Source organism: Sandaracinaceae bacterium (assembly GCA_016706685.1).
Classification (GTDB): Bacteria; Myxococcota_A; Polyangia; order Polyangiales; family Houyiibacteriaceae; genus JADJJE01.
The window spans coordinates 101851-121729 of sequence record JADJJE010000022.1; the positions used below are offsets into that span (position 1 = coordinate 101851).

At 70.9% G+C, this 19879-nt stretch carries 13 protein-coding genes; 6 read left to right on the top strand and 7 right to left on the bottom strand.

Annotated features, from left to right (window positions below; translation table 11 throughout):
* Nucleotides 1-242: 242 nt before the first annotated feature.
* The 4 genes from IPI43_24325 to IPI43_24340 all read right to left on the bottom strand — a co-directional run bounded on the left by IPI43_24325 (nt 243) and on the right by IPI43_24340 (nt 4983).
* Nucleotides 243-1916 (bottom strand): alkaline phosphatase family protein, encoded by a 1674-nt coding sequence (locus tag IPI43_24325; GenBank protein ID MBK7777212.1) that lies wholly within the window; start codon nt 1914-1916, stop codon nt 243-245.
* The gene (locus tag IPI43_24330) at nt 1913-2887 is read right to left on the bottom strand and encodes an alpha/beta hydrolase (protein ID MBK7777213.1); all 975 of its coding nucleotides are present in this window, start codon (nt 2885-2887) and stop codon (nt 1913-1915) included. The genes IPI43_24325 and IPI43_24330 overlap by 4 nt, the downstream gene beginning before the upstream one ends.
* A gap of 16 nt (nt 2888-2903) precedes the next feature.
* Entirely contained in the window at nt 2904-3908 is a 1005-nt protein-coding gene (locus tag IPI43_24335; protein MBK7777214.1) for an LLM class flavin-dependent oxidoreductase, read from the bottom strand.
* 79 nt (nt 3909-3987) lie between these two features.
* Nucleotides 3988-4983, bottom strand: coding sequence for a hypothetical protein (locus IPI43_24340; protein MBK7777215.1), 996 nt, complete (start codon nt 4981-4983; stop codon nt 3988-3990).
* A gap of 308 nt (nt 4984-5291) precedes the next feature.
* Between IPI43_24340 and IPI43_24345 the strand changes: the two genes are divergently transcribed.
* Entirely contained in the window at nt 5292-6389 is a 1098-nt protein-coding gene (locus IPI43_24345; GenBank protein ID MBK7777216.1) for a hypothetical protein, read from the top strand.
* 142 nt (nt 6390-6531) lie between these two features.
* Here the strand turns inward: IPI43_24345 and IPI43_24350 are convergent, their stop codons facing one another.
* Nucleotides 6532-7590 (bottom strand): 3-deoxy-7-phosphoheptulonate synthase, encoded by a 1059-nt coding sequence (locus IPI43_24350; GenBank protein MBK7777217.1) that lies wholly within the window; start codon nt 7588-7590, stop codon nt 6532-6534.
* A 108-nt stretch (nt 7591-7698) separates the two neighbouring features.
* Between IPI43_24350 and IPI43_24355 the strand changes: the two genes are divergently transcribed.
* The 3 genes from IPI43_24355 to IPI43_24365 all read left to right on the top strand — a co-directional run bounded on the left by IPI43_24355 (nt 7699) and on the right by IPI43_24365 (nt 13269).
* On the top strand, nt 7699-9360 hold the full coding sequence (locus tag IPI43_24355; protein MBK7777218.1) for a hypothetical protein: 1662 nt from the start codon (nt 7699-7701) through the stop codon (nt 9358-9360).
* Nucleotide 9361: 1 nt separating this feature from the next.
* Nucleotides 9362-12532, top strand: coding sequence for a cyclic nucleotide-binding domain-containing protein (locus tag IPI43_24360; GenBank protein ID MBK7777219.1), 3171 nt, complete (start codon nt 9362-9364; stop codon nt 12530-12532).
* Between the two features lie 248 nt (nt 12533-12780).
* Nucleotides 12781-13269 carry an SRPBCC family protein gene (locus IPI43_24365; GenBank protein ID MBK7777220.1) on the top strand — a complete coding sequence of 163 codons (489 nt, stop codon included), beginning with the start codon at nt 12781-12783 and terminating at the stop codon, nt 13267-13269.
* Nucleotides 13270-13583: 314 nt separating this feature from the next.
* Here the strand turns inward: IPI43_24365 and IPI43_24370 are convergent, their stop codons facing one another.
* Nucleotides 13584-15884: a hypothetical protein gene (locus IPI43_24370; GenBank protein ID MBK7777221.1), complete on the bottom strand. Its 2301-nt coding sequence runs from the start codon at nt 15882-15884 to the stop codon at nt 13584-13586.
* Entirely contained in the window at nt 15881-18250 is a 2370-nt protein-coding gene (gene lon, locus IPI43_24375) for an endopeptidase La (protein MBK7777222.1), read from the bottom strand. The genes IPI43_24370 and lon overlap by 4 nt, the downstream gene beginning before the upstream one ends.
* A 273-nt stretch (nt 18251-18523) precedes the next feature.
* On the opposite strand from lon, the gene IPI43_24380 reads away from it, so the two are divergent.
* Together IPI43_24380 and IPI43_24385 are read left to right on the top strand one after the other, a co-directional pair.
* Nucleotides 18524-18745 (top strand): hypothetical protein, encoded by a 222-nt coding sequence (locus IPI43_24380; protein ID MBK7777223.1) that lies wholly within the window; start codon nt 18524-18526, stop codon nt 18743-18745.
* A 45-nt stretch (nt 18746-18790) separates the two neighbouring features.
* A complete protein-coding gene (locus tag IPI43_24385) occupies nt 18791-19879 on the top strand; it encodes a TIGR04552 family protein (protein MBK7777224.1) in 1089 nt (362 codons plus the stop codon).

Here is a 19879-nt window from a genome sequence, read left to right on the forward strand (position 1 = left end):
ACTGGGTGAACGACAATGGGGTGTGTTCGACCGAGGGTGGCGGGACGCTGTGTCTGAGTACCCTTGGTAGGGCAAACCCTGCTGTCAGTCACCTAGTCCCCGCCAGGGGACTTTCGCCCATCAGGCCTGGCGCCAGCCGGCTTCCAGCCGGGGGTGCCCATTGGACCTTGCAGCGAGGCAAATCGGCCCGCGTGCGAGATGTGTAGGATCATCAGGCTTCAGCCGTGGGTGCCCATGTCCCATCAACGCCCCGGCAGCACACTCGGCGGGCTCGGCCGTACCGCCCGCAGCGCAGGCAGCCGCGACGCCGGCGGCCTTGGCGAGCCCAGCAGCGCGGACAGCGTGGGCGCGTGCCGGCGCACGTCCACGCGCTCCTCGGTGACACCGGCCACGATGCCGGCGCCCACCAGCAAGATGGGGACCTCGCGCTCGCGCGCCGAGATGCCACCCGATGAGGTGCCGGCTCCGCGCGGCGGCACCGTGTCCAGCACGAATCCCTCGCGTGGGATGATGTAGATCTCACCGCCCAGGCCGGGCACCAGGCTCTCGCGCACCAGGCTGTCGACGTCGTCGGCGCCCTCGCGCGCGGCGGGGATGGCGTCCACGCCGTTGGCATAGGCGCGCAGGATCTCGGGGCGCCCCTCCAAGAAGCGGATGGCCGCCGTCACGGCCTCGTCCACGCGGAACGGCGCGCCGCGCGTGAGGTACACATACGGTGGGATGATGGTGTCCACCCACGCGATGTCGTCCTTCTGGAGCGCCTCATCCAGGCCGTCGTCCAGGGCTTCGCGCAGCGCGTCGAGGTCCACGCGGTGGTGGTCGCGGTGCCGCTCGGGCAGGTCCACCACGCCGCAGTCGCTGGTGAGCACCACCGCGATGGGCCCGCGCTCGAGCAGCATGTCCACCAGCTCGGCCAGCAGCAGGTCCGCCGCGATCAGGTTGTCCAGGTACTCCCACGAGTGCACGCCGTAGAGCCGGGCGGCCACGCCCGTGCCGCCGATGGCCACCGTGAGGAGGTCCGGGATGTCGTCCTGCCCGAGCCCGTCTTCCTGGATGCGGCGGGCGGCGAGCGCCAGCAGCGACTCGGTGCTGCGCGGGGTGGCGTGCAGCGCCAGCGCGGGCAGCGGGGCGCGTGTGGTGTCGCGCGGGAAGACGGTGCCGAGGCCCTGCCAGTCGAGCTCGCCCTCCACGTGGTCGGAGCCTGCGAACTGCGAGAGGTGCGCCTCGTCGTGTGGCAACCAGGGCCCGAGGTAGCGCGTGGTGTCGAGGTGCGTGTCGTTGGCGCCCCGCACGCCGGGGTTGGCGTCCGGGCTGTCCCACGCGGGCCCGAGCGGCACGTAGCGCCCGCGCTCCACGTGATGCGCCCAGCCACCGCGGCCCTGGTGCCCCATCGCGGCCCACGCGGTGCGCGGATCGAGCGAGATGGCGCTCACCTTGGCGGTGCTGGCGGTGGCCTCGCGCAGCGCGTCGGCCACGGTGCGCACGCCCGGCGGCCCGGGGGGCTCGGGGTCACGCAGCGTGTCGGCCACCACGCGGGTGAGGCGCGGCGTGGCCCCCGTGTAGAGCGTGGCGTAGGCCGGCGCGCTGTGGGTCACGGCAAAGGGCAGGGTGGCGCGTGGATAGAACGCGCCCTCGCGCATGGCCCGGCGAATGAAGCCCTGCTCGGGCAGCGCGGGCAGCAGGCGCTCGAGGGTCTCGCTGTCGAGCGCCTCGATGACCACCGACAGGACCAGCTGCGGGGACTCGCTGCGCGCCCAGGTGCGGGCCTCGGCCTCCCCCTCACTCGCGGGCTCACTCGCAGGGGCACTCCGCACCAGGTCGGTTCCCGAACCGTCGCTCGACTCGCCGCATCCGCCTGCCAGCAGGCCCAGCCCCGCGAGCCCGGCCCACGCACACAGCCACCCGCGCCCGTTCACGCGCGGCCGCTGGCGCCGGCGGGGCTCAGGGTCTCTTCCAGGAAGTCGTAGCTGTCGTCCCAGCATGCTCGGGCCTTCTCACGCCACACGAACGCATGGAACGCGTGGATCTCTCCTGCGTAGTAGCGCAAGCGCGAGTCTCCTCCCAGCGCCTCGAGCGCGGCGTGCAGCCGGCGGCTGTCGTCGATGAGCGGATCCTTGGTGCCGATGGGGATCAAGAATGGCGGCAGCGGGCGCGCCAACGTGGGTTGCTGCTCCAGCACCACCACCGGGTCCAGCAGCGCGCGCGGGGTCTCCTGGTCGTGCGCGTGCGGGGCATAGCCGTGCGAGATGATGTCGATGCGGCTCTGCACCAGCTCCGAGATGGCCGGCTTGCGGCGCCGGAAGCGCCCCGGGTCCGTGACCTGGTGCACCCCGCAATACGGAATGACCGCGCGCGGCATGAGCCCCGTGCTGAACGCCTTTCGCGCGTAGGCTTCTTCGCGCTCCTGCACCAGCGCCACGGTGAGCGAGGTGGCCAGGTTCGCCCCGGCCGACTCCCCCGCGATGGCCAGGCGGTCGAGGTCGGCCCCGAACGAGGCCCCGCGCGCCGCGATGAAGGCATAGGCGTCGCACACGTCTTCGAGCGCAGCCGGGAAGCGGTGCACCGGGGCCAGGCGATAGTTGATGTTGAACACCAGGTAGCCGGCGCGCGCCAGCATGGCCCCCATGATCCAGTGGGTGTCCTTCGACAAGATGCGGAAGCCGCCCCCGTGGATGTAGAGCACCGTGGGGAACGGCCCGCGCCCCTGCGGCCGATAGACGTCGAGCGTGCGCGAAGCGCCTCCGCCCGCCAGGTAGGGCACGTCGCGCAGCACCTCGATGCCCTGCGCCTCCATGTTGGCGTGCGGTAGCACCTTGCCCGCCGCGGAGAGACCACGCAGCAGGCTGCTCATGGCCAGCCCCTCGGCGCGCTTGCGGATGGTGCTCATGGCGCGTCTCCGGGGGCTACGGGGTGGGCGCCATGGCGCGCAGGAACTGCTCCATGACCGCCCAGGGCACGTCGTTGGGCAGGTTCAAGATCGGCAGCCCGATGCCGTACTCGCGCCGGCGCCGCAGCTCCTCGATGCAGTACTGCGGGTCGCCCGCGATCATGAGGGAGTTCATCAGGTCGTCCGGCACGGTCTTCCAGGACTCCTTGCGCGTCTCCTTCTGCTTGTAGGCGATGTCGATGCGCTCGGCGTCTTCGCCGAAGCCGAGGTCGGTGAGCAGCTCCTTGTAGTAGTCGCCCATGCCGCCGATGTAGAACGCGACGATCTCCTTGGCCTTCTGCTTGCCGAAGTCACCCGGCATGGGCAGCACCGTGGTGAAGGGCGCCGTGATGATGTCGGACGGATCGCGCCCCGCCTTGGCTGCGCCGCGCGCGATCCACTCGTGCCCGCTCTTGAGCTCCTGGTACGGCCAGAACGTGGGCATCCAGCCGTCGGCCACCTCGCCGATGGCCTCGATGCTCTTCTCCTTGAGCGCCGCCACGTAGATGGGCACGTCGGCACGCACGGGCTTCATCTCCAGCGCGAACGGCCGGTACTCCACCAGCTTGGCGTCGGCCTCGGTGAGCTTGCGGCCGCTGAGCAAGGTGCGCGTGACCTTCACCACGTCCTTCCACTGCGACAGCGGCTTGTCGAACGCGCGCCCGTGGAAGCCCTCGATGACGCGCTTGCCGCTGGTGCCGATGCCCAGGATCAAGCGCCCCTCGCTGATCTCGTCCACCGTGGCCGCGTTCATGGCGATGAGGCTGGGCGAGCGGCTGAACACGTTCACGATGCCCGTGCCCAGCTTGATGCGCTTGGTGTGGATGGCCATCTCGGTGAGCAACGAGAAGATCTCGTAGCCCCACGCCTCGGGGATCCAGAACGAGTCGTACCCCAGCTCGTCGGCCAGGATGGCGGCCTTCAGGTACAGCTTGCGGTCGTAGTTCTTCCAGAAGGCGAGGACGCCGGTGCGTTCGGTCATGAGTCCGTCTCGGGGTGGGAGTGAACGCGCAGCCTACAATGAATCGCGGTTCAGTAGCACCCCCAGAATGAATCGCCGTTCAGTAGCAGGTGGTGCTCACCAGCGTCGCGGTGAAGCCCAGGTAGGTGCGGCTCGGCGCGCTGTTCGGGATCTCCACCTTGTCGTCCACGGTGGCCTCGGCCGGCTGGTTGAGCCCGCCCATCGTCAGCGTCCCCAGCTCGGTGCCGAACTCGAAGCTGTTGAGCGGCTGGATCCACATGCCGTTCTGGATGTTGTGGCCCACTTGGAGGTTGCCCACGCCACACACGAACTCCGGCGCGGCGCAGTTCACGTCGCCCTGACTGCGGTAGCCGGCCAAACAGCCGGGGCCCGTGGCGGTGTCAGCCGGTGTCCAGCTGTTGATGGAGTCACCGTAGGTGTCCGAGTAGGTGCAGGTGTCCCACGTGAGGACGCCTGTCGTCAGCGTGCCCGAAGCGAGCACCGCGCTCGTGGAAGAGACCGACGAGCCACGCGTGTACGTGATGACGCCCTGCATGTTGCGGAAATTCTGCTTCAGGTCGTAGCACAGCACGCCTGCCGCCCCGTCCGCCGCCGCACCGGTGTCCGCCGTGGTGCGAATGACGATCTCGCCCGGGCCCACATCGAAGGTGGCGTCGCCGAGCATCAAGTTGGTGCCCGTGATCTGGAACTGAGCGCCGTCAGCTGCGATGGCGTAGCGCAGGACGCACGTGCCCGCGACTTCCCACGCGGCGTTGTGAGTGCAGAGCTCGGGCTCGTCGTACACGCAGAACGTGCGCGTGTCCGTGCTGCCCGGGGCCACCGCGCAGGTGTAGCCATCGCGGCAGTCTGTGGGTGCGCTGCAGGTCTCGAGGCACACGCCGCCCAGGTCATCGGGGCGCGCCAAGCAGCCGCCACCTTCACCGCACTCTGCATCGGCCGTGCAGTCCGTGACCGAGCAGTAGCCGTCCGGGAAGAGCGAGCCATCGAACTCCTCTTCACCGAGCCGCTCGAAGCCCACCAAGCAAGCGCCAGCACCACAGGCCGTGGCGTCCTCGCACTCCGTGCCGGTTGGCATGGGTATGGGGCCCATGTCCGCAGGGCCGAGATCCGGCGATCCGTTGCTCTCTCCGCACCCCGCGGCTGCCGCGACGAGGCCGACGAATAGTACGACGCGCGCAAATGCGCGATGGGCCTTGTAATGAAGCGTAGAAGCGGCGGGGAGTTCAGTCATGATGGTATCCAAGGGTCATGGTCGTTGGCGGATGCCAGGCCGCCGCAGCGTACCAAGTCTTGCACTCGGCGCCTATACTGAGTGACACTCTTATCAGTCTCTTTATGGAACACACTCCCCTTCGACTCCTTGGTGCCATCACCTTCGTAGCAGTGGCCCTCGTAGCAAGCGGCTGCGATGTCTACGACCCGTCGCTCCTCCCCGACGAGACCGCGCTCTTGCCCGATGGTCGCCCTCCGCGTCCGGCCACGGACGACTTTCCCGAGCTCGACATGGAGCTGGTGTTCCGCATCAGCGACGTGGAGCTGAACAGCGAAGTGGATTGGCTCAACACGGGCCGCAACATGGACGGGCTGCTCACGACGGCCGAGAACCCCATCCGCCAGTGCACCGCGCCAGCCGGAAATCTCCCTCCCGTCGACGGGCCGGGCGGGCTCGACAACGCGATGGGCGAACAGCTCCTCATGGTGGTCGTCGACTTCGTCATCCCTTGCTTGGAGCCTGCGTTGGACAGGTCCCACGCCGCCGGCGAGGGCACGCTCATGTTGTGGGTGAGGGGGTGGAACGGAACCTCGAACGACGCCTCGCTGGACGTGGCCATGTTGGTGTCCGCGGACGCGACCTCCGCCGATCAGGAAGACGTGGAGTGGGATGACGTCAACCATCGCCTGGTCCAGGCGAGCGATGGCCTCACGGAAGCCCCCTCGCCGAGCGGCGCGGTCACCGACAATTTCTTCATCCGACCCGACAGCTTCACGGGCGGGGGCACCCCGATTCCGCGTCTGCGCGACGCGTCCGCCTACATCTCCAACGGCACCATCGTGTACGAGATCCCCACTGGTCAGGCCATCCCACTCAACGCGGGCATCGGCAGCCTCGACATCGTGTTCACGGACGGGCTCGTGCTCGCCGAGCTGAACGACGCCTTCAACACCATCGAGAAGGCCTCTCTCTCAGGGCGCTTTTCTCTCTTCGCGCTGCTCGACGCGGGTGAGTCGATTGGCGTGTGCGCGGGGGCCCGTGCTGGCGTGGAGGCTCAGTTCCAGGGAATCCTCGACGTGATGTCCAACCCCGCCACGCCCCCCAACGAAGACCTCGAGTGCGACGCGATGAGTCTCGGAATTCCCTTCCGGGGCAGCTTGGCGACCCTCGCACGGGATGGCGACACCCTGGTACGCAGCGGGACCAACCCACCGCTTCCGAACGCGTGCGCGAGCGGGACGAACCCCTGCGCCGGGTTCGTGCCCTGACGTGGCGATGGCCTAGCGGGATAGCGGGTGTTGTCCTTCGCCGACCGTCGCGAGTTACCGACGTTGGCGCCCTTGGTCGTCGTGGTCTACGACAGAACTGTGATGTTTCCACACGTGAGCATCGCTGACCGCGTGACCGCGCTCAGCGCGCGCGTCGGGCCCGCACGGCCTCGGCCAGCGTCTCGAGCGCGGCCTCGCTCGCGTCCCAGCCCATGCAGGCATCCGTGATGCTCTGCCCGTAGGTGAGCGGCTTGCCGGCCACCTGGTCTTGGCGGCCGGCCACCAGGAAGCTCTCCAGCATGACGCCGCCGATGCTGTCGCTGCCGGCGGCCAGCTGCTCGGCGATGTTGGCGGTGACGGCGGGCTGGTTCTCGTGCTTCTTGTCGCTGTTGGCGTGGCTGACGTCCACCATGATGCGCGTCTTGATGCCGGCCTTGTCGAGCAGCGCCTGCGCCGCCGCCACCGACGCCGCGTCGTAGTTGGGGCCCTGTGAGCCGCCGCGCAGGATGATGTGGCAGTCGTGGTTGCCCTTGGTGGCCACGATGGCGCTGATGCCCTGCTTGGTGACGGACAGAAAATGGTGCGGGTGCACGGCGGAGCCCACGGCGTCCACAGCGATCTGCACGGTGCCGCGCGTGCCGTTCTTGAAGCCCACGGGCATGCTCAGGCCGGAGGCCAGCTCGCGGTGCACCTGGCTCTCGGTGGTGCGCGCGCCGATGGCGCCCCAGCTCACCAGGTCGGCCACGTACTGCGGCGAGATGGGGTCCAGGAACTCGGTGCCGGTGGGCACGCCCAGCTCCACCACGTCACGCAGGAAGCCGCGCGCCACGCGCAGGCCGCGGTTGATGTTGAAGCTGCCGTCGAGATCCGGGTCGTTGATGAGGCCCTTCCAGCCCACCGTGGTGCGCGGCTTCTCGAAGTAGGTGCGCATGATGACCAGCAGGTCGCCCGCCAGGCGATCGGCCAGCGGCTTGAGCCGGCCGGCGTACTCGAGGCCCGCGGCGGGGTCGTGGATGGAGCAGGGCCCCACCACCACGATGAGCCGGTCGTCACGCCGGTGGAGGATGTCCGAGGCCGCGCGGCGCGCCTGGGCCACGCGCTCTTGGCCGGTCTCGCTGACCGCCAGCTCCTCCATGAGGATGGCCGGGGGGATCAGCGGCCGCAGGTTTTCGATGCGCACGTCGTCGGTCCTGGAGAACATGCGCGGACATATAAGGCGGAAGACGCCGAACGTCACGTTTTGGCGGTGTCTGCACCGCGACTTGCTGCGATGGCACAGCGCTTCGCCGGTCTTGTATGCTCTCCGCGGATGTCCTCCGCCTCTCTCCGCTCTCGCGCGCTCCGCGTTGCCCTGATGGCCTCCCTCAGCGGCGTGCTGCTCGCGGCGCTGGCCTGCTCGGGGCGTGATCCGGAGCCCGAGCCCACCCCGCCGCCCTCGGCCGAAGAGCTCACCGCGGCGCGCGCCTCGTTCGTGGACCAGGCGCTCGCCCAGAACCACGCCGCCTGGCCAGCCGAGGCACGCACCCAGGTCATGCGCGACGGGCGCGCGGCCATCGAGCGGCTGCAGTGCAACCGCTGCCACACCATCGACGACATCGAGGCGTCGTCGCGCCCCACGCACTGCGTGAGCTGCCACCAGTGGCTGAACGGGCTCGAGCCCACCGACGCTACGTACACCAAGCTGGCGGGCCGCTACGGCGCCCACGTGATGGAGCGCTACCAGCGCAACATCGTGCACTACCTGGACGCGCCCAACCTCACGCGCATCGCGGCGCGCCTCGAGCCGGCGTGGATCGAGACGTACATCCAGAACCCGCACGACCTGCGCCCGCTCACGGAAGAGACCATGGTGCGCAGCCAGGTGAGCGCCGGGGACGCGCGCCTGATCGCACGCTACTTCGCGGCCGTGGCCGAGACGCACGACCCCGCCGGCCAGCACACCGCGCGGGCCCCGGCGGTGGCCACCGTGCAGCCAAGCGCCGAGCGCATCGAGGCGGGGCGCGGGCTGTTCATGCGGCGCGGCTGCAACCTGTGTCACACCGTGGGCAACGTGGACACGGGCAAGACCCGCGAAGACCTCTTGCGCATGGGCACCATCGCGCGGCTGGCGCCCAACCTGCGCTTCACCCGCGAGCGCATGCGCCCAGAGCTGGCGGCCGCGTGGATCCTGGATCCGCAGCGCTTCCACCCGGACACCACCATGCCCGTCACCAACCTGACGCCAGCCGAGGCCGAGCAGGTGCGCGACTTCTTGTTCGCGGTGGACCCGCGCCTGGGGCCCACGCCGCCCGTGCCGGAGCTGGTGCTGCCGCCGGCGGTCACGCGCCCCGTGAGCTGGGCGGAGGTGAAAGAGAGCACGCTCGGGCGTATCTGTGTGCACTGCCACATGAACGATCACGAGCGCGACAACGGCCCGGGCAACCAGGGCGGCTACGGCTGGCCGGGCGTGGGGCTGCGCATGCGCACCTACGAGACGCTGGTGAGCGGGCAGCGCGTGCGCGGGGCGGCCGCCGACAGCGAGCGCGTGTCCGTGTTCCTGCCGCGTGAGCCCGGCGGCAGCATCCCGCTGTTGCTGGAGGTCATGCTGCTGCGGCGCGTGGAGGAGCGGCGTGACCGTGTGGAGGCGTTCGCCGACTACGCGCTGCCGCCCGACCACGGCAGCGAGCACCTGGGCATGCCCATGGGCTTGCCCAGCATCCCGGACGCGGAGCTGGCGCTGCTGCGCGCGTGGATAGAGCAAGGCTGCCCCGGCCCCACCGAGGTGACCGGCATGCCCGGCATCGACGACGGCTTCCTGGTGCCCGACGGGCCCATCCCCGTGAACCACGGGTGCGAGCTGCGTGCACCCACGGAGCCGCGCCCGGCCTGGTCCACCCAGCCGCCGCCCGAGTGGGAGCGCCCGCGCGAGCCCGCGCCAGCCGCGCCCGCCCCAGCCACACCGTCTCCCGCGGCACCGCCTTCAGGTCGCTGACATGACGGCCGGCGCGGCAGCAGCTCGGGCACCGGCCCTCGACCGCGTCGCCGGGCTCTTCGCCAGCGCGCTCGCCATCCCCGAGGGCAGCGGCGCGCGCGCGCTGCGCATGCTCACGCTCATCTTCTCCATGAGCGGCGCGCTGGTGCTCATGAAGGCGGCGCAGTCGGGCATCTTCCTGGCTGCCTATCCGCGCTCGGCCATCCCGTGGGCGTTCGCGGCCAGCGCCGTGATGCTGGCGCTCACCAGCTGCCTCTTGCTGGTGTGGACGCCGCGCATGACCACCGACCGCCTGGCGCGGCTCACCGTGAGCGGCAGCGCCGCCGCGTTGCTGGCGCTGTATGCGCTGTTGTGGACCGACGTGGCCGCGGTGCGCTTCGTTCTCTACGTGGTGATCGAGGCGGCCAGCGGCGTGCTGGTCATCCAGGTGTGGTCGGTGGCCTCGGCCGCCACGGACGCCCGCAGCGCGCGCAAGCTCATGCCCATCGCGGGCATCGGCGCGGGGCTGGCGTGGTCGGTGTTCGGGTTCTTGGTCACCCCGCTCAGCCACTGGCTGGGCAGCGAGGCCCTGCTGTTGCTCGCGCCGCTCTTGCTGTGGCTGTGCTTGGCGCTGATCCGCGCCATGCGGCAGCACGACCTCTCGGAGGCTCGGCCCCGGGCGCGCCACCAGGGGTCGCTGCTGGACAGCTTCCGCGACGGGTTCCACTTCGTGGGGTCCCAGCCGCTCATGCGCCTGCTCACGGCGCTGGCGCTGCTCTCGCTCATCATCGAGCAGTTCATGGACTTCCACCTGATGAGCCTGGCGCGCGTGACCTACCGCGACGCCGACGCCATCTCGTCGTTCTTCGGAAACTACTTCGCCATCACCAGCTTGATCAGCCTGGTGCTTCTCGCGGGCCCCGCAGGCCGCATGCTGGCGTCGCTGGGCGCCACGCGCTCGCTGCTGCTGTTCCCGTGCTTGATCGTGGGCCTGGCGCTCATGGCCATCGTGGTGCCGGGGCTCACCACCGCGGTGCTGCTGCGCGGCTGCGCGCGTGTGCTCAAGCAGAGCATCTGGTCCAACTCCACCGAGCAGCTGCACACGCCTCTCTCCGGCGTGCGGCGCGGCCAAGCGCGCAGCGCCATCCGCGGTGTGCTGGCGCCCGGGGGCTACGCGCTCACCGCGCTCATGCTGACGGCGCTGCCCGACACAGCCGACCCGCGCATCGCCGCCACGCTGGCGCTGGTCACGGCCGGGCTCATGGCCTGGCTCATCGCGGTCTACGCGCGCCGCACGTACACCCATGCGCTGCACCAAGCGGTGGACGAGCGGCGCTGGGAGATTGGCAGCCCGCGCGGGCGCAAGACCGACACGCTGGACGCCGAGACCTACAGCGCCTTCCGCGTGGAGCTGCTGGGTGACGACCCCGAGCGTGCGTCGCTGGCCGCCGAGATCCTGGCCGCCACCGACGGGCAGAAGAGCGCCGAGGTGCTGAGCGCGGGCCTGCGGCACTCGAGCCCGGACGTGCGCCTGACCGTGGCCCGCGGGCTCTCGCGCAACACCCAGTTCGTGGGCGAGGCGCTGGCCGAGCACGCCTGTCACGAGCCCGAGCCGGTGGTGCGCCTGGCGTGTGTCCGCGCGCTGCGGGCTTGCGCCAACCCCGAGCGTTCGGCGCTCACCACGCTCGAGCAGCTCTCGAGCGACCCGGACCCCGAGGTGGCCGCCGCCGCGCAGGTGGGCGTGCTGGTCTGGACGCTCGAGGGGGAGGAGCTGGGCAACGCGCTGCTGCCCTTCTTGAGCCCGAGCGAGTCGCCTGCCCGGCTGCGCGAGGCCCTGTTCGTGCTGGACGCGGACTCCATCGAGGCGCGCGGTATGCAGAGCACGCTCTCCTTCATCTTGGAGCGCGGCGACCCCGAGGCGCGCATCACCGCGGCCTTCGCCGTGATTCGCGCGGGCGCGCTGAGCCTGCTGCCCGACGTGGTGCGCCTGCTGAAAGACCCCCGCACTGCGCCCCCGGTGGCCCGCGCCCTGGTGGACCTCACCCTGGCCGACGGCACGCCCGCGAGCGCCTCGGGGCCCGACACGCTGGCCGCCAGCCTGAGCCGCATCGCCAGCCGCATGGCCCGCGAGAGCGTGGCCCCGCCCGCCGAGGCGCTGGTGCTGCGCTTGCTCCAGCACTCGGACGTGGACATCCGGCGGAGCGCCACGCAGGCGCTGGGTCAGAGCGTGCGCGACGGGCGCCACCCGCCGCTGGACGTGAGCGGCGTGCTGCCGCTGGTGCAGCGTGACGCCACGCCCGCGTTCCAACGCTTCAGCATCTTGGCGGGGCTCGCGCGCGACGACGGCAAGGTGGACTGGGAGGTGGACGAGGCCTTCATGCCGCTGGTGCACGAGCTGGAGCTGGGCATCGAGCGGGCGCGCCAGGATGTGCTGGCGCTGCTCCTGTTGCGCGGCAAGCGCCGCCTGGTGTCGGCCGTGCAGGTGGCGCGGCGTCGTCCGTCGGCCGCGCGTGACGCCCAGGTGGCCGAGCTGCTGGACATGGACCTCGACCCGTTGCTGGCGCCGTGGGTGGTGCCCCTCTTCGAGCGCCTCTCGCTGCGCGAGCGCGTGGCCGCGGCGCGCCAGCTCGAGGTGCTGGACCAGGCTGCCCTCGATGACCCGCTTTACGCCATCGTCGCCCTGGGGGATGATCTGCTCTCCGGCGTCGCGCGGCTCTGTTATGGAGAGCGCTTCCTCACGCGCTTCGGCGACGCGGTCGACGACAGCATGGTGCCCCTGTTCGAGAAGATGCGCTTCCTGCGCAGCGTCCCGCTCTTCCAAGAGCTCGCGGGCGAGGACCTGCGGCGCCTGGCCGAGATGGTGGACACGCTGGAATTCCCGCCCGGCCACGTGGTGTTCGAGAACGGCGACCCGGGCGACGCGCTCTACGTGGTGCTCGAGGGCTGCGTGGCCATGCTGCAGGGGGAGCTCGAGCTGGCGCGCATGGGCGAGCGCGAGTTCTTCGGCGAGCTGGCCCTGCTGGACTCCCAGCCGCGCAGCGCCGACGCGCGCTGCCTGGCCACCACCCGGGTGATTCGCCTGCGCGGCGCCGACCTGGACGAGCTCATGACGCACCGCCCAGCGGCCACGCGGGAGATCGTTCGCGTGCTGGTGAAGCGCCTGCGTGAGACCGGCCGGCGCGTGCAGGGCTGACCCCCTGCGGCGACATCTGTCCTAAAACGAGGACTGCCGGCTACTTGCGCATCAGGTGAGAGTCGGCACACTTCGAGGGCTGGATGTCTGTGTCCCCTCTCACGAACCCACTTTCCCTGCCCCGCACGCCCTTGTCGGTGGCTGCGCTGATCGTGGCAATGGCGGTGGGCTTCGGCGTTCCAGTGACAGCGGTCGCCCAGCACGATCTGTCTGCAGCGGAACGCGATCAGCTCCAGCGCGGTGAGCTGGTGACGCGCCCCGCGCTCCGGCGCGTGGGTGGCCAGGTCACGTTCGGCGGCACCAGCTATCAGGTGATCGCCGCGCCGCTCAACCAGGTCTGGCGCGCGATTTCGGACCCGCGCCGGTACGCCGAGATGCTGCCTCAGGTGCGCAGCGCGCGGCTGGTGGGCAACGTGGGCACCGCGCGCGCCGTGGCCCTACGCCACCAGCGCGGGCCGGTAGACGTCAGCTACGTCATGAACTTCTTGTTCGAGGCAGGGACACACACCGTGCTCTTCAACCTCGACGAGACGCGGCCGCACGACATCCGCACCGGGTGGGGCTTCATCCGCCTGGCGCGCCGCGGGCGCGACCACACGCTGGTGAGCTTCGGCGCCATGGTGGGCATCGACAGCGGCGTGGTGAGCGCGGGGCTGCGGCCCACGCTGCAGGAGTGGATCCTGAAGGTGCCGCTCACCATGAAGTGGTACATCGACCGTCAGCGCCAGACGGGGTGAGGGCCCCAAAGCGGTCCAGACGTCCGTCGACGTTGACGTTGACGTGAGCGTTGTCGTCGTCGTGAGCGTGGGCCTTGACGGCGACGGCGACGGCGACGCACGCCGGTTCGACGATCTTCGAGGCTCTCGTCGCACCCGGATTCAGGCCAGCCCATTCTGGTTTTCGGCGCTCGAGTCGCCGTTGAGTCAGGCTCGGAACTGCCGTGGGTCGTCGCCGGCGCGGTGGGTCGTCGCCGTCGCCGTCGCCGTCAAGGTCCACGCCAAGGTCAACGACAACGACAACGACAACGTACCTGGTCGTTGTCGGCGACGGGTTAGCGCGCGCCTCTGCGGAACTCGACCCGGGCCTGCCAGTAAGCCCTCAGCGTGCCCAGCGCGGGATCCTCGCTCATGGGACCGCGCAGGTGAGCGCCCAGCTCGTCCCAGCGCTCGAGCGCGTAGAGTGTGATGGCCAGCATGCGGCGGTGCTCACGCACCAGCGATGGCAGCGGCAGTCCGCGCAGCTCGGCCACGCGCAGGGGCACCAGCGCTGCGGCGTACGCGCCCTCGCCCATGAGCTGACGCGCCGCGAGGTATGGCGCGAGGCCGTCACCGCGCAGGGCGTCCAGCTCTTGGGTGAGCTGCATGGCGCGCGCCGGGCCGGGGAGCCGCCCGTCGTCGCCCAGCAAGAGCGCGCGGAGCAGCCGGGCCTGGGCGCGCGAGGCCCGCAACGCCAGCAGCTTCACCTCGATCTGCCGGCGGCTCGCCTCGTCGGGCTGGAGCGGCAGCAGCGCGGCATACGCGTCGCGCGCGCGGTCGAAGGCGTCTCGTGCCAGGTAGGCGTCGGCCAACGCGCTCGCGGCGTGGGCCTCGATGGCTTTCGGGGCGTCGTGCTCCTGCAGCCAGCGTAGCCCGGCGTGGGCCCGGGTGAAGTCCCCGCTGCGCGCCTCCACCCCCACGGCGTGCGCCCGCGTCCCGAGGTCGTTTGGGTCGATGGCCAGCAGCTCGCGGCAGGTGCGGCGCGCGCTGCGCAGGTCGGCCGCTGCGAAGTCCGCGGCCAGCGTGGTGCGCAGCTGCGCCACGCGGTGCGGGCAGACCGTCTCGAAGATGCTCCCGCGCGTGAGCCGCAGCGCCACCATGTCGAGCGCGCCCTCGGGCAGGGGCACCGTGCGCAGGTGCGCCTTCCAGCCGGCTTCGAGCTCCGCGAGCGACGCGCGCGTGACGCCGCGGACGCGCCCCAGGCGGTGCACCTCGCGCAGCGTGGCCACGCCCTCGCGCTCGCGCAGGTAGCGCACGAACGACCCGGCCGCCGAGTAGGCCCTGCGCGGCTCGATGGTGCCGAAGCGGAGGCCCAGGAAGTCTCGCGGGGAGGGCAGGGCGTCGTGCGCCAGCAGCCCCGCCGACCACTCGTCGGGCGTGAGCCCGTCGCGGTCGTCCCAGGCGATGGCCACGGCCACGCCCTCGATCAAGCCGGGGTTCGGGAACCAGCCGCCGAGCGAGCCCGACACCGCGAAGGGCCCCTGCGACGCGTAGCGCGCGATGGCGTGCACCACCTCGTGCGCCAGCACCGGGTGCGGCCAGCCGCCCAGCTGGAGGTGCACCTCGTTGCGCCAGGGCTTGGCGATGAAGGTGGCGCCCGCGCCCATGAGCCGGCGCTTCTCCTCCGCGCTGCGGTAGAAGAACGCGTGCACCGGCTGCGTGGCCGTGACGCCCAGGCCCCGCTCGGCCTGCGCCACGCTGAACTCGCAGTCGTCCAGCAGGCGCTCGGCGCCCTCGAGCGGCAGCTCGCGCGGGGCGTGCAGCACGCAGCGCTGGCCGCGCAGCACGCGCCCCAGCTGCTCGTCGATGTACGCGGCGGACGAGGCGTGGCCCAGCTCCGGCGCATAGACCATGGCGCCCACGAAGAGGCTGACGGCCAGCGTGCCCAGCGCCAGTAGCCCCGGCTGCCGCCGCGCCACCGCCACGCGCAGCCGGCCGCTGAGCGGATCGCGCGCGGCGCACCACACAGCCGCGAGCCCCAGCGTGAGCGCCATCACCAGCGCGCGCTGCGACACGTACGTGGGGGTCAGCGCCACGTCTTCATCGTAGATGGTGCCCGGGAACCAGCCCGCGTAGGCGCCGTAGATGCTGATGGTGGGCGTGCTCCAGAAGCGGAAGAGCCCGAGGCCCAGCGCGCCGATGGGCAGCATGGCGCCGAGCGCACCCACCGCGCGCGTGCGCCTCCGAGCCAGCGAGCTGCCCGTGAGCAGGCTGCCCACCGTGAGCCCGCTGAGCGCCGCGAGCCCCACGCCCACCAGCGGCCCCAGCAGCATGAACGTGAGCCCCTCGAGCGGCGTGCACTGCCGCACGCGCACGCTGCCCAGCGCCAGCAACAGCACGGGCAGCCCCCACGCCAGCAGCGAGCGCAGCGCGGTGGTGCGCAGCAGCGAGAGCCGCTCCCGCGCCGGCCAGCGCAAGGCATCGAGCGCCGCACAGGCCGCCACCGCAGGCGGCAGCAGGATGCCCAGCGCGAGCGCGCTCTCCACGCCGTGCACCGCGGTGAGCGGCGAGGCCGAGAGCGCCACCGCCACCAGCGCACCGTACGCCAGCAGCAGGGCGAAGGCGCGCCCGCCGCCTCCGTGGGACACCTCGCTCACGCCGGCAGCGAGGCTTCGAGCGGGACCACCGGGGAGGGCTCGCACACCAGCGCCAGCACCTCGTCCACGTGGTTCACCAGCTGGATGTCGAGCGCGTCCAGGATGTCTTTCGGCACCTCTTCGAGGTCCGGTGCGTTGCGCGCTGGCAGCACCACGCGCGTGAGGCCCTCGCGGTGCGCGATGAGGCAGCGCTCCTTCACGCCGCCGATGCGCAGCACGTTGCCGCGCAGCGTGATCTCACCTGCCATGCCCACGTCGGTGCGCACCTTCTGGCGCGTCAGCATGGTGGCCATGGCGACATAGAGCGCCACGCCCGCGCTGGCCCCCTCCTTGGGCACGGCGCCCTCGGGGAGGTGCACGTGCACGTCGATCTTGCTCAGGAAGTCGTCCGGGACGCCCAGCGTGGAAGCCCGCGAGCGCACATACGTGAGCGCCGCCGCCACCGACTCGCGCATGACGTCGCCCATGCTGCCCGTGGTCTGCAGCTTGCCGGTGCCCGCCATGCGCGTGGCCTCCACCATCATGAGCCGGCCGCCCGAGGGGCTGTAGGCCAGCGCCGTGGCGTGACCGGCCGCGGGGACGCGCGCCGCCCGCGTGCGACCACCGCGTGGCGGCCCGAGGATGGCCTTCACGTCCGCCATGCTGGCGTTGAGGTGCACGTCTTCCCCCTTGGCCAGGCGCACGGCGACCGCACGGCACAGCGCCGCGATCTGCTGCTCGAGCCGACGCACGCCGGCCTCGTCCGTGTAGTCCTCGATCAGCCCGTCGAGCGCTTCGGCGCTGAGCTCCAGGCGCTCCGGGGTGAGCCCGTGGTCGCTCAGCTGTCGCGGCATGATGAAGCGCGCCGCGATGTTGCGCTTCTCGTCCAGCGTGTAGCCCGGCAGCTCGATGACCTCCATGCGGTCCAGCAGCGGGCCCGGGATGGTGTCGATGCGGTTGGCCGTGGCGATGAACATGACCGAGCTGAGGTCCACCGGGACCTCCAGGTAGTGGTCCACGAACGCGTGGTTCTGCTCCGGGTCCAGCACCTCGAGCAGCGCGCTGCCCGGGTCTCCGCGCTGGTCGCGCCCCAGCTTGTCGATCTCGTCGAGCACGATGACCGGGTTGCGCGACTTGGCCTTCTTGAGGCCCGCCACGATGCGCCCCGGGAACGCGCCCACGTAGGTGCGCCGGTGCCCGCGGATCTCGGCCTCGTCGGACACGCCACCCAGCGACACGCGCACGAACTCGCGCCCCGCGGCGTGCGCGATGGAGCGCGCGAGCGACGTCTTGCCCACGCCCGGCGGGCCCACGAAGCACAGGATGGGCGCGCGCCCGTCACGCCGCAGGCGCCGCACGGCCACGTACTCCACGATGCGCCGCTTGGGCCGCTCGAGCCCGTGGTGGTCTTCGTCCAGCACGCGGCGCGCCTCGCCCACGTGCAGCCTGTCCGGCGTGGACTTGGACCAGGGCAGGTCGGCCAGCCACTCCACGTAGGCGCGGGCCACGTGGTACTCGGAGCTGGCCGAGTTCATGAGGCGCATGCGGCGCAGCTGCTGGCGGGCGGCCTTGTCCGCCTCTTGCGGCATGTCGGCCATGGCCACGCGCTCGCTCAGGCTCTCGAGGTCGTCCTCGTCGTCGGTGGGCTCGCCCAGCTCTTGCTTGATGCGCTTCAGCTGCTGACGCAGGAGCAGCTCGCGCTGCGAGCGGGACATCTCTTCCTGCACCAGGTTCGAGATCTCGCGCTTCACGCGGAACACCTCGCGCTGGCGGTCCACCATGTCGATGACGGTGCGCAGACGGGTGCGCACGTCCAGCGTCTCGAGCACGGCCTGCTTGATGTCGTTGGACACGGACACGTTGGCCGTGACCAGGTCAGCCAGGGCGCCGGGCTCCACCACGTTGTCCAGGATGCGGGCCGCCTCGCGCGGCTGGCTGGGCAGGTGCTCGTACAAGGCACGCGTGGACTCGCGCAGGTGCAGTGTCAGTGCGTCGAACTCCACGTCCACGGCGGGCGGCTCGTGGATGCGCTCCACCCGGGCCGTGAGGCAGGGGTTGCGCCCGAGCGGCTCGAGGATGCGCATGCGGCTCACGCCCTGCAGCACCACGCTGTACTGCCCGGTGCCCAGGCGGATGACCTTGAGCACGCGCGCCACGGTGCCGATCCAGTGCACGTCGTCGAAGCCCGGGTCCTCGGTCTCGGCGCGCTTCTGGGCCACCACGGCGATCACCGGGCGCTCGCCGCCACACGCCGTCTCGATCAGCCGGACGGAACGATGACGCCCCACGTTGACCGGGACCACCGACACCGGGAACAACACGGAGTTGCGGAGCGGTAGGATCGGCAGGACGCTGTCGCCGCCATCGGGAAAGAGTGAGTCGGTCATTCGCCTAGCAGTCACGATATCGGCGCGCGCGCAGGTAATCCAGTGAAGTTTTCAGCAGATAGGCCGCGGCTCCGGCGCCCCGGGTGGCCCTGCCCGCCTTATGGCCCCAGGACCCCCCCGCCTTGGGCGTAGACCCCAGTTTTGATCTCTGTTAGATACTTGACCACGCGCCTACCCATGTAGGACAGTCGCCCACACGTAGGGCATTGTCCTTCCGAGCTCCCCCCTCGCCTCTCCGGAGGCCGCGCGCAAACGAGACGTCGCATGAACACGATGAACCTCCCCCGCCTGACCCTCCCCCTCGGACTCACGTTCGCCCTGCCGCTCCTGCTGGCCGGCTGCAACGGCGCCTTCCTGGGGAACCTGTTCGTCCTGGGCGTGACCGTCGCCATCTTCCTGGGGACGCTGTCCCTCGGGCGCAACTCCGATGCCTCCCGCGCCGACCGCTCGGCCGCCGACGGCTCGCGCTCGACTCGCCCGGTCAACGACGCGTAGTCTGAGCCCGTGGCCCGCGCTCCCCGCGGGCGGAGCGCCGTCTGAATGGTGAACTCGCCCCGCAGCCTCGATCAACCCTTCACGGTCGCCGACCTCGAAGGCATCCGGAACCTCCTCGCGGGCGGCTCCGTCATCGACTGGCGCAAGCTCATGTTCGAGTCCGAGGCCGAGGCCGCCGCGTTCGTGGCCGCCCAGGAGCTGGACCTCAGCGACCCGGCCGACGTCACCCGCATCGACGCCGTGCGCACCTCGGCGGTGAAGTACCTGCGGCGGCACTTCGACTTCCCGGTCCCGTCGCCCGTGGCCAACGCCGACCTGGTGACCCTGCTGATGATGGCCAGCGGCAAGGGGCACCGTCAGCTGTGCGCCTGCACCGTGCTGAAGGTCATGCACACCATCCACCACCTCGAGGCGCGCGAGCTGCTGTTCCAGCTGCCCGTGTCCAACGAGGAGGTCTTCCACCTGGTGGAGCAGAAGGTCTACCGGGTGATCGGGAAGGCGCTGGCCGAGGGGGCGCCCATCGTGGAGTTCATCGGCGGGCGCAAGAACAAGGACTCGCTCTACACCAAGCTGCTGTCCAAGTCCGAGGCCACCGCCGCGCAGATCTACGACAAGCTGCGCTTCCGCGTGGTGACCCGCTCGCCCGACGAGATCTTCGCCGTGCTGCGCATGCTCCAGCGCGAGGTCTTCCCGTTCAACTACGTGATCCCCGAGCAGAGCACCAACACGCTCCTGCCGTTCGAGCACCACTGCGCCTCGCGTCCGGACCTCGCGCCCATGGTGGCGCGCATGCAGTCGTTCGAGGAGGAGCCGGTGCCCATGGAGCGCGAGAGCCTGGTCGACAACCAGTTCACCGCGCCCACCTACCGCGTGGTGCACTTCGTGGCCGACATGCCCATCCGGCTGTCCGACGCGCGCCTGGCTGCGGCGCCGCCCGCCGCATGGACGCTCGGGCGCATCATCTTCGTGATGGCCGAGTTCCAGGTGCTGGACACCGAGACCGACGCCCGCAACGAGGTGGGCGACGCCAGCCACAGCGCCTACAAGGTGCGGCAGCGCACGGCCGTCATGCGCCGGCTCAAGCTGGGCAAGCCGGGGGTGGCGGTGCCGGGCGAGCGCAAGGATGACGACTGA

Bases quoted from the DNA above. Each gene is read 5' to 3' on its own strand.
- IPI43_24385 (MBK7777224.1), top strand. From the start codon at position 18,791: ATGGTGAACTCGCCCCGCAGCCTCGATCAACCCTTCACGGTCGCCGAC.
- IPI43_24335 (MBK7777214.1), bottom strand. From the start codon at position 3,908: ATGACCGAACGCACCGGCGTCCTCGCCTTCTGGAAGAACTACGACCGC.
- IPI43_24350 (MBK7777217.1), bottom strand. From the start codon at position 7,590: ATGTTCTCCAGGACCGACGACGTGCGCATCGAAAACCTGCGGCCGCTG.
- IPI43_24330 (MBK7777213.1), bottom strand. From the start codon at position 2,887: ATGAGCACCATCCGCAAGCGCGCCGAGGGGCTGGCCATGAGCAGCCTG.
- IPI43_24380 (MBK7777223.1), top strand. From the start codon at position 18,524: ATGAACCTCCCCCGCCTGACCCTCCCCCTCGGACTCACGTTCGCCCTG.
- IPI43_24355 (MBK7777218.1), top strand. From the start codon at position 7,699: ATGTCCTCCGCCTCTCTCCGCTCTCGCGCGCTCCGCGTTGCCCTGATG.
- IPI43_24360 (MBK7777219.1), top strand. From the start codon at position 9,362: ATGACGGCCGGCGCGGCAGCAGCTCGGGCACCGGCCCTCGACCGCGTC.
- IPI43_24340 (MBK7777215.1), bottom strand. From the start codon at position 4,983: ATGCCAACCGGCACGGAGTGCGAGGACGCCACGGCCTGTGGTGCTGGC.
- lon (MBK7777222.1), bottom strand. From the start codon at position 18,250: ATGACCGACTCACTCTTTCCCGATGGCGGCGACAGCGTCCTGCCGATC.